At 45.9% G+C, this 16812-nt stretch carries 13 protein-coding genes; 4 read left to right on the plus strand and 9 right to left on the minus strand.

Annotation, left to right across the window (positions count from 1 at the left end):
• Positions 1–80: 80 nt before the first annotated feature.
• On the minus strand, positions 81–1376 hold the full coding sequence (locus NST34_RS30545; protein WP_076297952.1) for an ABC transporter substrate-binding protein: 1296 nt from the start codon (positions 1374–1376) through the stop codon (positions 81–83).
• A gap of 188 nt (positions 1377–1564) precedes the next feature.
• On the opposite strand from NST34_RS30545, the gene NST34_RS30550 reads away from it, so the two are divergent.
• A complete protein-coding gene (locus NST34_RS30550; RefSeq protein ID WP_341059246.1) occupies positions 1565–2287 on the plus strand; it encodes a helix-turn-helix transcriptional regulator in 723 nt (240 codons plus the stop codon).
• Between the two features lie 77 nt (positions 2288–2364).
• Here NST34_RS30550 and NST34_RS30555 read toward each other — a convergent pair whose 3' ends face one another.
• Positions 2365–4584 (minus strand): copper amine oxidase N-terminal domain-containing protein, encoded by a 2220-nt coding sequence (locus NST34_RS30555; RefSeq protein WP_341059245.1) that lies wholly within the window; start codon positions 4582–4584, stop codon positions 2365–2367.
• Positions 4585–4927: 343 nt separating this feature from the next.
• On the opposite strand from NST34_RS30555, the gene NST34_RS30560 reads away from it, so the two are divergent.
• Entirely contained in the window at positions 4928–6439 is a 1512-nt protein-coding gene (locus NST34_RS30560) for an aminotransferase class V-fold PLP-dependent enzyme (RefSeq protein ID WP_076284880.1), read from the plus strand.
• A gap of 8 nt (positions 6440–6447) precedes the next feature.
• Here NST34_RS30560 and NST34_RS30565 read toward each other — a convergent pair whose 3' ends face one another.
• Positions 6448–7362 (minus strand): aldo/keto reductase, encoded by a 915-nt coding sequence (locus NST34_RS30565; RefSeq protein WP_076284881.1) that lies wholly within the window; start codon positions 7360–7362, stop codon positions 6448–6450.
• A 44-nt stretch (positions 7363–7406) separates the two neighbouring features.
• On the minus strand, positions 7407–8024 hold the full coding sequence (locus NST34_RS30570) for a TVP38/TMEM64 family protein (RefSeq protein ID WP_445667681.1): 618 nt from the start codon (positions 8022–8024) through the stop codon (positions 7407–7409).
• A gap of 182 nt (positions 8025–8206) precedes the next feature.
• On the opposite strand from NST34_RS30570, the gene NST34_RS30575 reads away from it, so the two are divergent.
• Positions 8207–8710 carry a GNAT family N-acetyltransferase gene (locus tag NST34_RS30575; protein ID WP_341129390.1) on the plus strand — a complete coding sequence of 168 codons (504 nt, stop codon included), beginning with the start codon at positions 8207–8209 and terminating at the stop codon, positions 8708–8710.
• Positions 8711–9044: 334 nt separating this feature from the next.
• Here the strand turns inward: NST34_RS30575 and NST34_RS30580 are convergent, their stop codons facing one another.
• The 4 genes from NST34_RS30580 to NST34_RS30595 are packed head-to-tail and all read right to left on the minus strand — an operon-like array spanning position 9045 to position 13451.
• Complete coding sequence (locus tag NST34_RS30580; RefSeq protein WP_341129391.1) at positions 9045–9296, minus strand: hypothetical protein; 252 nt, start codon at positions 9294–9296, stop codon at positions 9045–9047.
• Positions 9296–10723 (minus strand): dihydropyrimidinase, encoded by a 1428-nt coding sequence (hydA, locus tag NST34_RS30585; RefSeq protein ID WP_341129392.1) that lies wholly within the window; start codon positions 10721–10723, stop codon positions 9296–9298. The genes NST34_RS30580 and hydA overlap by 1 nt, the downstream gene beginning before the upstream one ends.
• A gap of 2 nt (positions 10724–10725) precedes the next feature.
• Positions 10726–12015 carry an NAD-dependent dihydropyrimidine dehydrogenase subunit PreA gene (gene preA / locus NST34_RS30590; protein WP_341129393.1) on the minus strand — a complete coding sequence of 430 codons (1290 nt, stop codon included), beginning with the start codon at positions 12013–12015 and terminating at the stop codon, positions 10726–10728.
• A 44-nt stretch (positions 12016–12059) separates the two neighbouring features.
• Positions 12060–13451 carry an NAD(P)-dependent oxidoreductase gene (locus NST34_RS30595; RefSeq protein ID WP_341129394.1) on the minus strand — a complete coding sequence of 464 codons (1392 nt, stop codon included), beginning with the start codon at positions 13449–13451 and terminating at the stop codon, positions 12060–12062.
• A 318-nt stretch (positions 13452–13769) separates the two neighbouring features.
• Here NST34_RS30595 and NST34_RS30600 point away from each other — a divergent pair, with 318 nt between their 5' ends.
• On the plus strand, positions 13770–15458 hold the full coding sequence (locus NST34_RS30600; protein WP_341129395.1) for a PucR family transcriptional regulator: 1689 nt from the start codon (positions 13770–13772) through the stop codon (positions 15456–15458).
• On the opposite strand, the gene NST34_RS30605 is transcribed toward NST34_RS30600, so the two are convergent.
• Positions 15424–16791 (minus strand): aspartate aminotransferase family protein, encoded by a 1368-nt coding sequence (locus tag NST34_RS30605; RefSeq protein ID WP_341129396.1) that lies wholly within the window; start codon positions 16789–16791, stop codon positions 15424–15426. The genes NST34_RS30600 and NST34_RS30605 overlap by 35 nt on opposite strands.
• Positions 16792–16812: the final 21 nt, after the last annotated feature.

The raw sequence follows: 16812 nt of genomic DNA on the forward strand, positions 1-16812 counted from the left end.
TTTCACCTCTTATCCATTTCTACAAAACAGGAAGAGGCCGCTTAACGAATATTCGAGAAGCAGCCTCCATAGCCATACGATTATTTTTTAACCGCAGTCATCCAAACATTCTGAAGTGCTTCTAACAAGCCCTCGCCCGTTAATTTTCCTGCATAGTATTTTTCCATTTGGTTCGCAAACTCTTGATCTGCTCCCGCTGGGAATTGATCGAATACCCATTTCACTGTCTTGCCTTCACTTGCATAACGGTTCACTTCTTGGGATAACGGATCCATTTTGCTAGTATCAAAACCGGAGTACACAGGGATAAAGTTAAACTCATCCGTTACATAGTGCTGACCCGCTGGATCTGTTAGCAACCAATCCAAGAACGCCTTCGCACCCGCTTGTTGATCTTCCGATGCATGCTTGTTCACGCGGAAGAAGTTACTGTTACCTACCGCAATCCCTTGATTACCTTCGAACGGTACTGGCAAGAAACCGTATTCAAATTTCACATCATAATCGTTCAAGAGACCTTGTGCCCAGTTTCCTTGGTGAATCATCGCATATTGTCCTGCCGCGAAGCCTGCAACTTGTTCATCATACGTATCTTTACTCAAGTTCGTATGGTCTTTGATCTTGTCCAGATCAGCAACGTACTCTTTCAATTCAGGAATATCTTGAAGCTTCAATTCGCCAGCATTAATCTTAGCAATCGTACCCGATGTATCTTTCATTAATGCAAATGGCCAGTTAAATGGATGCATGAAACGGAAGTAAGACTCTTGTGCATACGCTATGGCCTTCTTCACGCCTTTCACTTGCTCTAGCTTCGTGCTTGCTGCTACAAGATCATCCCATGTCTTAATATCATCCGCATTCACGCCTGCTTCCTTGAACATATCCTTATTGTAGATAAGTCCGAAGCCTTCAAGCGCAACTGGCAAGCCATATAATTTACCATCATTACGCGCTGCTGTATCTTGTCCTTCAACAATTTTGCTAGCCGCTTTCATATCATCCAAGGGTGCCATATATGGAAGATATTTTTGAAACTCTGAGCCAGATGCTGTTGTGAAAATGGTTGGTGCTTTTTCTGGGGCGGAGCTGAATTGTGTCTGGAGCACCGTCATCAGGTTGTCGCCTGCTGCTCCTAATGCTTGTACTTCATATTTATCTTGAGTTTTATTGAATTCTTTCACTGCATCCTCTAGTGCACTTTGGATTTCTACTTTATTCTGAATGATTGTAATAACCGCTTTTTTACCAGTTCCTTTAGACGTTGTGTCTGCGCTATTTGCCTTGTTTGCCCCATCATCACTTTTTGCTCCACAAGCGACTAACGTGGATAACATAGCTACAGATAATAATGCTGCCCCTACTTTTTTCTTCATCTGCAATACCCCTCTTCTGAAGATTTCATAATTTTTATTTGTATTTCTAAAATTGAAAGCCTTTACAAAACTGATATTACACGATAATATAACACTTAATTATAAATTCTTAACATTAGTTTCGATTTATAAATACGGATTATATTGTAAAATCCTCCCTTAAACAGGTAGCCTAAAGGAGATTATCCATGCTAGACATTACTGCCTTCCTCGAACGCAATATGGCGAAGAATCGCTATCAGAACTATATGCATCCTTCCTATGAGCACGAAAAGAAGCTCGTCTATGCAATCCAACGCATTGATCGTGAAGGTGCCGTTAAAATATTGAATGAAATCAACCTGCTGGAACGAGCCAACCTGTCACCGAAGCCTTTGCAGTCGTTGAAATATTCTCTAGTCGCTAGCTGCACCATTTTTACGCGTGCGATCATTGAGGCGGGAGTCGATTCCGAGTCCGCGTTCATTCTCAGTGACCATTACATCAACTTAATTGATGAGAGCGACTCGATCGTGAAGACCGTTGAGATTGAATACCTCATGCTAAATAGCTTTATTAGTGTCATCTCAACCCATCGTTCGTATTCGTATGGACCCATCATTAATAAGACGATCGCCTATATTAAAAAGCACATTGAAGAGAAGCCTACGCTAGAGCGGGTTGCGGAAATCGTGCAGTTGCATCCGAATTACCTCGCAACGCTATTCAAACAAGAAACAGGGAGCACTGTCCTCAACTTCATCCATAAAGAAAGAATTGATGCGATCAAGAACTTCCTGATCCATACAAATATGGCGCTTCAGGATATTAGTGATATCTTCGGCTTCGCTTCCTCTGCCTACTTCTCTACCTACTGCAAGACGCATCTAGGCATGACCGCAAGGGAGTATCGAAAAGATCACATGAAATGAAAAGCAAAAAGGCGAATTCTCATTCATAGCTGAATGGAATCTCGCCTTTTGGTCCCCCTAATGATTACTTTGCATAACTATCTCTTCGGTGGTTGCGGTGTAATCAGGAAGTTAACCGGCAAATTACTACCAGACGCTGCAGTGAACAATATCTCAACAGAGCCCCCTTCATCACCTGTACGATAAACCACACTATTCAAGTTTGCATTTGTAATACTGCCGGTACTTGGCATTTGAACAATTTGACCATTCACCATAACAGGTCCCATATAATTACCACCACGCGGGTTAAAGGTAATTAATGAATTTGGAGCAACATGTTCAAATTTGATTTTGTATAGTACTCCGAAGTTACCTGCATTGGATGCACCAGTTCCTGACATAGGGTCGGTGCCCATCAAATTCAAATCACTTGAATTATCACCGATGAGAAGTCTCGCAGGTGTTCTCCCTACTTCATCCGTAACAGTCATGATACGTGTAGAATCAGCATAAGTCCCTCGGTTATGCACGCCATCACGATCCAGTATTGGAAGCATAGGAAGTGTGGTTAACGGATCTTTATTCGCATCAATCATCATAACATTGTATTCAATAGGATAATCACTATATAAGTCCGCTTGGAGTGAAACGATTTCGCTCGGTTTTATTGCAATATTATTCAGATCAGACAGGATAGAGACGCTTTCACCAGGTTGCAGGACCGTTGTCTTGTAATCTTTTTTCGTTTGCATGGATTCCCAGTAACGTTGCACTGAGAGTTTACCCGTAGCTTCCGGAAATGGATGTGGGCCTCCAACGCCTAAATATTCTGTTGTGATCGTCGTAGGGGATAGATTGTTGTTCTTAGCTATCACATATACCTTCATTTTAGTATTCATATTATTCTTGTGGTGAATCAAAAAGCGGGTTCCACCGAACGATGTTTCACGATAAGTAATCCCTTCCATATTTACGGTTTCTGGACTGTTAGCGCGAATAAGATTATAAGGCTCAGAAGTGAGCGTATAAGCTACCTTCTGCCAGTTTGGAACATTGGATCCGTCAATATCAAATACACTACCCGGAGAAGCGAACAATCTATAGAAATCTTCCTTACTGTACAAGACTTCACCCGTAATATTAATGACTTTTTCAAAAGTGCTGATTGCGCCATGTGAATCTTCTACTTGAATAGAAACTGTTGCAGGACCAGGCGTGAAGAAAGCTTCCGCTTTATTCGTCCAGGTCGTTGTTTTAAGTGTATCTCCGTCTGGGTCGGTGCTCATATCCGTATAAGTGATCATCTCACCCATTTTGTAGGAATTCTTATCGGTCGTAAAATTTGCAACCGGCGGTGTATTCGGTTTTAGAATCGTGATCGTCGTGGAGTAAGGATCACTCCATTGTCCATTAGCATCCCTAACAGAGTAGGATACTACATATTGCCCAGGTGTATCATAGATATCCTGCTTCCCTTCCCACTTCTCTTCAACTATGGCTGAACCAATCGGTGAAGAGCTAGAAGTCAGGAAATTCACTGGATCACCAGCATAAATTATAGCCGGTACTGTAAAAGAAGCTTTAGGCTTCAAATTTAGCGAAAGAATGACTCGTTTTTGCACATTATCCACGGTATACGGAATGCCCAGCGCCCCAGTAATGGACGTCAATGGAATCATAAAGGTTCCTTTGAATTGATATGCTGGACCTTTCATTGTCACATTCTTACCATTTACGGAATAAATCTTACTGTCTGTCTTGAACCGCATAACGTCGCTGCCTTTAGTAACAATAGTCTCTTTCGTCTTATAATCGTAAATGTATTTCACACCTACACGTTCAACCATAGCTCTAATCGAAACGTAGGAAACGCCATTCTTCACTGCCATTGGCTGATTAGCCAAATATTCAATGCCATTCTGATACATTTTGTTACTATTCATCATAAGTACAAGCTGATTGCTAGCCCCTGCATTAACTATGTCAGTTGTAATCGGTGGTGTGGTGGTCGCAGGTATAAGTGTAAGACTTGGACTCGGTGTGGGGGATGGTAACGTTGTTAAAGTAGAATCGGTTGTTCCCCCTGTAATTGGCGTTACTGTCGCTGTTGGTGTTGCCCCTTCTACTACCGGACGTGTCAATGATGGCAATGGATCAGTAGCTTCTGGAATTACTTCCGCAACAGATGTAGTAGCCACTCTTACTCCACTGGTGTTACTGGAGGTAATATTTCCAGCTTCAGCAAAAACGGGCACTGCCGCAGCAGTCTGAGATACGGCCAATAGTACAACTAATGATAGTTTTTTTAAATGCATGATTTGACTCCTCTGCTCCATTTGTGAATATAAGTGGCCCCTAACTTTACCTTCCTCTTATATAACGAGACAGTGCTTTTACTTCATGGTACATTCATTATTTCAAATCGTATTATTTGACGCAGTAGATCTCAAAAAGTTTCATTATAAGTAAATAAAAAACAATGTTGTATATTAATTACACCATTCACCTCTATCTCCTTTATTTGTTATTCCTATAAACTCCACCTAGGCTTTAACCCAATTCTCCAAGCAAGCATATACTGATGCCATAGAAACTACTGGCACGCCGAAAATAAACTATGACCTTACCACTATCGGCGTACGGGCTGGAGGGAAATCCGTGCTAAACATCATCCACGCCTCTTCTGCAGAGACGCCCGCTTCACTACAAAACCATTTCGAGATTTTTCGTGAGCACACCATTGGAATTCGGCATCAGATCACCACACCCTATGGTAGACAGCCACTGCTGTATGCCGATTGGACCGCAAGCGGACGCTTATATGAACCGATTGAACGGAAGCTGCAGGAAGCCTTCGGTCCATATGTTAGTAATCCACATACAGACTCCAACACGACCGGTTTAACCATGACACTGGCTTATAATGAAGCGCGACAAATTATTAAAAAGCATGTAAATGCTGGCCCTCAGGACATCCTGCTCTTCTGCGGAAATGGAACAACGGGAGCTGTAAACAAGCTGCAGCGTATCATGGGCTTAAGACTCCCTGAGTGGATTCAGGACTATAGCTCCCATTCGATGGAGGAACGTCCTGTGATCTTCACCAGCCATATGGAGCATCATTCCAATATCCTTCCCTGGCAGGAGGGGATTGGTGATGTTGTGACTGTTCCTCCCGGAGAAAACGGAAATATAGATCTTCAGCAGCTTGAAGCCCAGTTGAAATTGTATCAGCATCGTCGCTGGAAAATCGGTTCATTTACGGCTTGCTCCAATGTGACCGGAATTCAGACTCCCTACCAGAAGCTTGCCGCGATTATGCACCGCCACGGAGGCCTATGTTTTGTAGATTTTGCCGCCAGTGCACCCTATGAGCCTATCGATATGCATCCTGTCTCACCGCTGGAGAAGCTGGATGCAATCTTTTTTTCTCCGCATAAATTTCTGGGTGGACCGGGCACGAATGGCGTTCTAATTTTTGATGAGGCTCTAAGTAATGGACGTATTCCTGACGAACCGGGTGGAGGTACAGTGGCTTGGGTCAATCCTTGGGGGGGACGCCGCTACACCAACGAAATAGAGATGCGGGAAGACGGGGGAACACCGGGGTTTCTGCAAGCTTTTCGGACGGCACTTTGTGTGAAGCTGAAGGAACAGATGAATGGAAACGGTCAATATATGGTGATTAGAGAGCACGAGCTATGCCAGCAATTAATGAACGGGCTCCGTAGCATACCCGAATGCTCGCTGCTAGCTGGACATCATACAGAACGTCATGGCATTGTCTCTTTTACACTACGTGATATTCATTATAATCTTGCAGTTCAACTACTAAATGATCGCTTTGGTATACAAGCCCGGGGTGGTTGCTCTTGTGCAGGTCCTTATGGGCATTACTTACTTGAATTAGGGTGGGCGCAATCTGCTCAGATCGCTGAGGCAATTACTGTAGGAGACCAGTCGCTTAGACCGGGTTGGATCCGCATCTCTCTACACCCCATTATGACGAATCAGGAGGTAGAGAGAATTGTATCCGCTGTACGAAATATCGTGATCCATTTCCAACAATGGAAACAGGACTATTTTTATGATGCTTCTACGAACAGTTGGACCCATATTTACAATGAGGATCCCGCAGAGGCGAAGGTCAAAGCACTTTTTTCGGTGTAGTTCCCAGCTTATTGTGTAATGTCCTTCACCATGTCCAGATCGGCAGCACTAGCGTTGGAGATAACCTGTTCTACATTCTTACAACCTGGAATTACACTGGTTACTGCGGGATGCTGAAGGCACCACGCCAAAGCCCACTGCGCCATATCGAGTCCAGAAGGGACTTCATTGGCAGCAATTTCAGCTACAGCGCGCAGCTGTTTTTGCCTTACATCCTCTTTATGGTTAGCACGCACATCACCCTGACCAAATACCGCATCCGGCTTGTACTTGCCGCTTAAATAACCACTCGCTAACGGAACACGCGCCAACACACCTAATTTATGCTCGATGCAGAGCGGAAGAATCTCTTCCTCAGGTTGACGATCCAGCCGATTATATACTACTTGTATGGCCTCTGCTTGCACATCCGCTGCTGCAGAGGTCTGATGTACACCCGAGACTGATGCACTTATCGAGACGCCTAAATGACGGATTTTCCCTGCCTGCTTCTGTCTGTCGAGCATGCTCCACAGCTTGTCATTATCGAATTGCTCATCCGTTCCGGAATGGAATTGATAGAGGTCGATGTACTCGGTCTGAAGTGCACGCAGGGAATCATCCAGCTGCTTCAGCACATCCTCAGCACGCCATAACTGTTCCCGCTGCAAATGTCCCTGAAAATGATGACCGAATTTCGTAGCTACAATCCAGTCCTCACGTTTCCGGCGAGCCAGATAACCCCCGATGAACTTCTCGGACAAGTGATCTCCATAACATTCTGCCGTATCAATCAGGTTAATACCGAGCTCTCCAGCCTTATCTAACATGGCATCGACTTCTGCTTGAGTGAAATCCTTGCCCCACTCTCCACCGAACTGCCAAGTACCCAATCCGATCACCGATACATTCATCCCTGTACTGCCAAGTTTACGATATTTCATCATCATTTCCTCCTTTGTTCTATTAAAATAGTCCATTCACAGTACTAAGCGGCCTTGTTTCCATCTTCCACTGTTCTAGCGAACCGCGTCTCGATGGCTTTAACTCCCCATAGTGACAATCCAATAAACACCAAGACATAGATGATCTCCCACGGCTGGCGGATAAATCGTTCCAGATCATTTCCAATATATGAAACTGCGAATACCATGATCGCTTTGCCCACGGTGAGCGCAAGGAGGTATGAACGAAACCTCATACCAGCAAGACCAGCAGCCATATTAATTACAACGAAGGGGCCTACCGGGAATATACTAAGCAGAAATACATAACTGAATCCGCTTTGCCGCACCCATGTCATACTTTTGGCTACCTTTGGCCGTTCTGCCCATTTTCGCAGATACCGATGCGAAGCTACTTTGCGAATAATCCAAAATGTTGTCACACAGCCCGCAACCAAGCCGATCCAAGAATACAAAAAACCTAACCATAAACCATATACAGCCCCGTTTAATCCGACGATCGCAATAGTTGGTAGTGGTGGTATAAATGATTTCAAAAACGTTAACGCAATGCCCGGAAAGGGCCCAAACGAACGATATTGTTCAAGCAGATGCCGCAGATTATCCTCTGTCAGCCAAGACATAATATCAAGAAAGTACATAACCAGCTGATCTCCTCATCCGATTGGAATTCTTAACACCTGGTCTCAATTATACACGAAGTTGCGAGCATTCCTACAGCTCTTCCAATATAAAGAAAACAAGCTAGAACTACATGAATGACATCGAGCAGACCGTCAGTTACCATAGATAGAAAATACATATGAGACAGGGGCGCATGGTTATGATCCTCCATTCAGAAGCCTTGGATTTACAACGTACCACCGTACAGGATTTAGCGTTCGTTCTAGCCATCGAACAAAGTGAACTAAACCGCATCTATATTGGTCAATGGACTAAAGCGGAACACGCTGCAGCCCTCCAAGACCCAGATATTCTACATCTTACAATTTGGGATAGTTCAGGAAAAAGAGTCGGTTATATCATCATTACAGGACTTCAAGACACTCATCTTACCGTTTGTATTAAAAGAATCGTCATCCATTCCAAGGGGTTTGGGTATGGTAAGTTGTCGCTTTGTCTCGTGACCGACTGGATCTTTCGCCACACTGAATCACATCGCCTATGGTTAGATGTTAGAGACCATAACCACAGGGCACGCCATGTCTATGAAAGCTGTGGCTTTACACTGGAAGGCACTCTACGTGACTGTATAAAAGTAGGAGAACACTTTGAATCTCTGCATATCATGTCCATATTACGGCATGAGTATATGGAGCGAGAGTAGCAGCGACAGCAATAGATTAGGGAAATCCTCCCTGATTTTTGGTCTTTCAGGTGCCTATAACTGCAAATCAGGGAAAACCTCCCTAATATTTAGCGAATTTGAGCAAAATCGGCGTATTTCAGGGATTTTTAGGGAGCATTTCCCTAAAACGTCTATTCGGGACCATAATCAGCTACTTTTTAGGGAGGATTTCCCTAAAAAGTGTATTCCGCGATGATAATCGGCTATTTTCAGGGAAGTTATCTCCACGCCCCTTTCATGCGCACAATAAAAAGCCGAGCAGTAGGCCCCCTATCCTGCGCAGGCTCACTACTCAGCTTCAAATCCCCTCACTTCAAACCTCTCCACTGTAACAACCCGCCTGCTTACCTTCCGCCCTCAGCCCTGCAACCACAAGGGTTGTCACGTACTTACGGGCATCTGCTGTCAGCAATAATAACTCCATCGAGCCCTTAGCCGGTTCCCCTCTAACAAACTTTATTCGTGCACCGTCCAAATCCTCTTGGATGCTGGCAATCGTATATCCTTTAAAAAGCAGCCCATCAATCTCCTGCTGTTCTTTGGCATATTCCGCAAAAGCAGACATCAGACAACACCTCCGCTAATTTCCGCCTTGGAAGGAAGAGGAGCCTCCGCTGCAAAATGCTTGCGCTTTAAATATTTTCCCGACCCCGGTTTACCAACAAATTGCTTGTCTCGAATCACAAACTCGCCTCGACTGAGGACGGAAACAGGCTCTCCCTTTACTTCAAAGCCCTCAAACGCATTATAATCGACATTCATATGGTGCGTATCCGCAGAAAGGGTTCTTTCAACAGAAGGATCAAAAATAACCAGGTCAGCGTCACTGCCTACCGCGACCGTGCCTTTTTGCGGATACAATCCAAACAGCTTGGCGCTAGAGGTAGCAATAATGTCTACGAATTTGTTCAATGAGATCCGGCCTTTCTGCACACCTTCTGAATAGAGAATCGTAAACCGATCCTCGATGGTCGGCCCACCGTTCGGAATTTTGGAGAAATCCCCTAGCCCCAGATCCTTTTGTCCTTTAAAATCAAACGAGCACTGGTCAGAGCCAATCGTCTGTAAGCTGCCGCTCCATAGCGCATCCCACAATACATCCTGATTCCACTGCTCACGCAGGGGCGGAGACCACACGTATTTAGCACCTTCGAAATTAGGCTTTTCCAGCGCCGTCTGATCCAGCACTAAATACTGTGGACAAGTCTCGCCGTAGACGCGTAGTCCCTTTTTACGCGCTTCAGCAATCTTCCAAGCAGCTTCCGCACAGGTCACGTGTACAACATACAGCTGAGAATCTGTCAGTTCAGTTAGATAAGCTGCGCGTCCCGTAGCTTCACCCTCCAGCTCCGGCGGGCGGGTCAGCGCATGAAAGATCGGGTCGGTATTGCCTGCGGCCAAGGCCTGCTCTACAAGATATTCAATGACATCTCCATTCTCCGCATGCACCATCACGAGTGCACCTTCTTTTTTCGCGGCTTGGAGGGTCTTAAAAAGTGTGCCGTCATCCGCCTGAAAAGTATTCTTATAAGCCATAAATACTTTGAGCGAGGTAATGCCTTCATTCTCAATTATCTCCGGAAGCTCACCCAGTACTTTATCGTTTAATTCTGAGACCATAAGGTGGAAGCTGTAATCAATCACCGCTTTATCCTGTGACTTATGATGCCATGTATCTACGGCTTGCTGTAGCGGTTGCCCTTTGGTGGTTAAGCAAAAATCAATGACTGTGGTCGTTCCGCCATATGCAGCCGCGATGGTTCCCGTCTCGAAATCATCAGCTGTAACCGTGCCGCCAAAAGGCATATCCAGATGCGTATGAGGATCAATGCCTCCAGGAAAAACATAACACCCCGAGGCATCAATAATTTCCGCACCAGGGACATCCAAATGAAGGCCAATCTCCGTAATAACCCCGTTTTCAATCGCCACATCACCTGTATAAGTATCTGCTGCGGTAACGATGATGCCATTTTTTATAATCTTCTTCATCCTTACACCACCTCCACTTCCGAATAGGTGCCATTCAAACTTCCGATCACTTTCTGCCGCTCATTCCAGGTCAGTGGGGCTGCCCCGGTATCCACTGCAACCATATCGATCGCGCCGTCTGCTGGACAGACAATAGAACAAAGATTACAACCTACACAATCTTCCTCGCGGACCTGTAGAATAGCTTTCCCATCTGCATTAGTTAACATATCAATACATTGATGTGAAGCATCTTCGCAGGCAATATGGCATTTATTACAGTTGATGCAGTTGTTCTCATTAATACGGGCAACGACCTTATAGTTGAGATCCAGATCACCCCAGTTGGAGTATCTGAATACCGATTTGCCGATTAGCTCTGTTACAGAAGCCAACCCCTTATCATCCAAGTAGTTGTTCAGCCCATCGATCATTTCCTCCACAATCCGGAAACCATGATGCATAACCGCTGTACATACCTGAATACCTGTAGCACCCATTAGCATAAACTCCACAACATCCTGCCAATTCGAAATCCCTCCAATACCGGAGATAGGAATGCCTACTCCCCGGTCACGAGCACACTCAGCTACCATGCTAAGCGCAATAGGCTTCACAGCTGGACCACAGTAACCTCCATGCGCACCTTGACCTCCAACGTTCGGAATCGTATTCCAGCTATGAATATCTACACCAGCAAGACTATTGATCGTGTTGATCATACTAATCGCGTCCGCTCCCCCCTTAACCGCATGGCGGGCAACGACGGTGATATCCGTAATGTTGGGCGTCAGTTTCACAATCACCGGGGTCGTAGCTACTTCTTTTACCCAGGTGGTCTGTGCCTGCACCAGATCAGGCTGCTGCCCCGAAGCAGCGCCCATCCCACGCTCAGCCATCCCGTGCGGACAGCCAAAGTTAAGCTCCAGACCGTCTACACCCACATCCTCTACCCGCTTAACAATCTCATGCCATTTATGCTGCGAAGGTTCTACCATCAGGGAGGCTATAATCGCATGATTCGGGAATCTTTTTTTTGTTTCATAAATTTCCTTCAGATTAGCTTCAAGCGGACGGTCGGTGATCAGTTCAATATTGTTAAAGCCCGCAACCCGTTGCCCATTGAAATTTACTGCCGCAAACCGCGATGAGGTATTAATGATCGGATCACCGAGCGTCTTCCACACCGCACCACCCCAACCTGCTTCAAAGGCCCGCTGCACTTGATAGCCTGTATTCGTAGGGGGCGCAGAGGCCAGCCAGAACGGATTCGGTGATTTGATTCCTGCGAGATTAATACTTAAATCTGCCATGATGTTCCCTCCCTGTCATGTAAAATCCAATTTGATTTCTACGCTCAGCCCGCTGATCTAACAACGACCTCCTGCTGGCCTGAGAATTGTTTAACAATCGCATGGGCCGCATCTTTTCCCTGCTGTGCCGCTGATACAACCATGGCCTCGCCTTTGCCTGAACCAAATATGATATCGCCTGCGGCATAAATTTGCGGATCGGAGGTTTGACAGGTGGCTTCATCCACCTTTACAACCCCACGGTCATGCACAAGGCCTAAGGAATCTATTAGATCTAGGCGACGCTTTTGACCTATAGCTATTACAACTGCATCTACAGGAATCAAGAACTCCGAACCCTCTATTGGCATAGGCACTGGACGTCCATCCTTGCCCAGCTCCTCTGTCAGCTTCATTTGCACACATTCCAGTGCGGTTACATTTCCAAGCTCATCCCCCACGATACGTTTCGGTAAGGTAAGCCAGCTGAACTCCACACCTTCTTGCTTCGCAAATTCATATTCAAAATCGTAAGCCGTCATCTCTTCGCGGGTCCGGCGATAGATCATTTTTACATTAGTGGCTCCAAGTCGCACTGAGCATGTAGCTGCATCAATAGCTGTATTGCCCGCTCCAATGACAGCAACACGCTGACCCATCAGCTCCAGCAAAGGAATGCCAGTCTTAGTGGATTCTACGAGTGCAATGGCATCATATACGCCAGCCAATTTTTCACCTTCAATCCCTATTGGAGGCACATAACCCATACCCGCTGCCAAAACGATGGCATCATAATTCGACTTCAGCTCATCTACAGAGACATCTACTCCGACTTTTACACCTGTACGTATTTCCACACCCAGCTTCTCTACCTGCTCTACTTCCCAAATAGATACAGACTGCGGAAGCCGAAACGACACAATCCCATGCGTATCCAGCCCACCCGCTAACGCCTTCGCTTCGTAGATCACTACAGCAAAACCTTCACGGGCGAGCTCCCTAGCCGCTGACAATCCCGCAGGACCACCACCGATTACAGCTACCTTTTTCCCGTTAGGAATGCCTGCCTTAAATAATTGAACTCCGCTGTTCATCGCCCAATCTGTCGCATAACGCTGCAGTAGTCCGATTTGGATCGGCGCCGAAGCATCATTTAACACACAAGCTCCTTCGCACAGTTCATCTGTAGGACACACGCGAGCACAGCTGGCACCCACAGGATTGGAATCCATAATCGTCTGTGCCGAGCCTTTCAAATTGTCAGTAGCGATCCGTTTGATAAAGGAGGGGATATTAATGCTGGTCGGACAAGCTTTTATGCAAGGGGCATCGTAGCAATATAGACAGCGATTAGCCTCATCCATGGCACCCTTATGAGTCAGAGGCGGCTCAGCCTCGGCAAAGTTACGCATGAACATATCTGGTGTAAATGCTGTTAACGGAGAAGAATGCTCCATCACTAATCACTCCTTATGGGTACTTTCTCATTTTTATGTTATATAATATAACATTAATTCAATTTTTTTCTGAATATTTTGCTTACATCATTGAATTATTGTAGTAATATAAGCATTAACAGAAATTATCTCTCAACGCCCTTACTAATTAGGTTATATATACTGACATCCGTTAATCAAACTATAGTCATTTCGAATTTTCGTTGCATTAGACACTTTGTCTAATTTCAAAACTGTATTTTTTACGTGTGAGAATAGGCTGAGAATAACAGGGCGTTAGCCGAAGGCCAGAGCGCAGAAGATCGAGGGGGAGTAACTATGGACTGGGAGCTTGTATTAACCATTCGTGACGCTTTAAAAAGACCACTATTCGCAGAAGCCGAGGTGATCGGCGGGAAAAGCGGCCTAAGCCGTGCCATTCGCTGGGTGCATGTACTGGAAAGTGCCAACTTCGAGACTCTGATTCATGGCGAAGAAATGATTTTGACTACGGGGATTGGTGCAAGTGTCGATCTCCCTTCCTCCTTGGAGTTTATGCAGAACCTGATCGACAAAAATGCAGCTTGCCTATGTATTGAGTTAGGTACGTATTTCAGCACCATCCCGCAAGAGATGATCGACTTAGCCGACAGGCATGACTTTCCGCTAATCATCTTCACCCGCACGGTTCGTTTCGTAGATATCACGTTGGATCTTCACTCGATTATCATTAACCGGCATCACCGGATGCTCCAAGAACTTGAAAAAATCTCACGTGAATTCCACCGTCTGACCTTAACTTCACAAGGAACGCTGAAAGTACTGCAATTATTGTGCAAAAGTACCCGCACACAAATTGTCTATATGCAGCTGCAAGGCAAACCCTTATTTTTTCCGGCACTTCCGCCGGAAGAGCAGGCTCCATTGCTGAATTTTTTCACCGCCTTCGGCGACGAGCTGGAAGGAATTCAACCTGACGCTGCCCCCTATATCCGGGAATATGGACAGAAGACCATCGCGCTCAAGCCTGTAGGTGCGCTGGATCAGACCTGGGCTTACATTCTGATGGTATGCAATCACAAACCACAGGAGTTCGACTGTCTGCTGCTGGATTCCGCCTCTTTGTCCATTGCACAAGAGCTGCTGCGGACGCGGTATATGGAGGAGCGTAAGCTTTTTTCAGAAAATCTATGGGTCGACGAGCTGATCAATGGCCGCATCGAAGATGATAACCGCTTAAAGGGCCTGATCGGCTCCAATTTCAACGTGGTCAATGAGCTCCCTTACCGTGTATGCCTTATAGAGATCAAGAACCCCAGAGATGTAAAATGGAACAGCTCGGAGAACGAATGGGAGTCCATTACCTTCCACCTTTCGCTCATCCTGCGTTCCATCTTTGAGAAATATTCTTTACGTCCGCTGATCACCCTTAAGAACAATCGCCTCACCGTCATCGCCCTCGATATCCAATCGAAAATGCCTGGAAAAATGCGACTTCAACAAGCACTTGAAGCCCTGCAGAACATCCGCTCCGATGAGAAGCTCAAGGATTTGCAGCTCGTCATTGGAGTCAGCAAATCGCATAAGCGCCTAAAACGAGCCTATTCCGGTTATCAGGAAGCCCTACAGGCATTGTCGTTATACTCCTGTTACCAGAAGTCACTACTCTTCTATGAAGAGCTGGGTGTATTCCAGTTGCTGTTGAGCTTAAATGACGGAAAAACGTTGCAGAACTTCATTCGCAGTTATCTCGGCCCGCTAATCGACCACGACCAAACCAAAGGCAGCGAGCTGCTGCTTACCCTTCGTGTTTATCTGGATCATGATGGTTCCAAACAAATTGCCGCTCGAAACTTATTCATTGTCAGACAGTCCCTTTATTATCGCCTGGACAAAATAACAGAGCTACTGGGTGAAGACTTCATGCAGCCAGAGAACCGGATCTCCATTCAGGTTGCCCTGCGCGCCTACCAATTTCTATATCCGGACAAAATTACTTTACCCAGCCCCCGCTCAGTACAGATTTAAACGTATCGATAATAAACTCTACATCTTCATCCGTGGAGGATAGCGGCGGGGCGAAGGTAAGCACATTGTTGAACCCAGCTACCGTATCGCCATTCTTGCCGATAATAAGTCCTTTTGATTTGCATTCAGCAATAATGCCTTTCACAATACTCAGATCAACTGGCTTTTTGCTAACCTTATCTTCAACCAACTCGATGCCTGTCACCAAACCAAAGCTGCGGACATCACCTACAAGTTTGTGATCAAGTAACTCGGTGAATGCAGTGTTCAGTCTTTTGCCCAAAAGCTCTGCACGCTCCACCAGCTTCTCCTGCTCGATAATTTCCAGATTGCGTAACGCTAGTGCACACGAAGCCGGATTGCCACCAAAAGTATTCACATGGCGAAAATGACCATAATCATCACTATTATCCTTGAACGCTTCATAGATATCCTTACGAACAGCAGTGGCAGATAAGGGAAGATAAGCACTGGTCAACCCCTTAGCCATTGTCACGATGTCAGGCTTCACATTAAAGTTGTGATGTCCAAACTTACGTCCAGAGCGTCCAAATCCACAAATCACTTCATCCATAATAAGCAACACACCGTGTTTGCGGCAGATTTCCTGCACCCGATCCAAATAAACCTGATGCGGTACAATGACGCCACCACCCGTAATTACAGGCTCCATAATCACCGCAGCTACCGTCTCCACGCCTTCCCAGATGATCATATCCTCTATGGACTGTGCACACTGGAGGTTGAATTCTTCCACAGTCATCCCGACCGGGCGGCGATAGCTGTCCGGGGGAGCTACATGCAGAAAACCACCCGCCAGCGGTTCATATTTATATTTGCGTTGTGCCTGGCCCGTTGCAGATAATGCCCCAAGCGAACTACCGTGGTACCCACGATAACGGGCAATGAATTTATGGCGATAATGCTGGCCGATTTGCTGCTGGTACTGGCGGGCCATTTTGAAAGCAGCCTCGTTAGCCTCTGACCCACTATTGGAAAAAAAGATCACGTACTCGTCTCCAAGCCACTCATTCAACTTCTCTGCCAGCGCAATAGCCGGGAGATGACTCTGAGTCAGCGGAAAATAAGGCAGCGTTAGCAATTGATTGTAAGCAGCTTCCGCCAGCTCCTTGCGCCCGTATCCCACATTTACACACCACAAGCCAGACATCCCATCCAAAAATCGATTGCCCTGTATATCCGTAATCCACGACCCACTCGCCGAGGCGGCAATCATAGGCGGATTCTTTTCACTATAAGGTGTAATGTTGTGCCATAAATATTTCCGATCCTTGTTTACCGCAAGCTCACTATCGTTCCCCAGACTCTGCATAACATTTTCTCCTCTCAGTAG

The sequence above is a fragment of the Paenibacillus sp. FSL H7-0714 genome (genome assembly GCF_038003765.1).
GTDB lineage: Bacteria > Bacillota > Bacilli > Paenibacillales > Paenibacillaceae > Paenibacillus_AQ.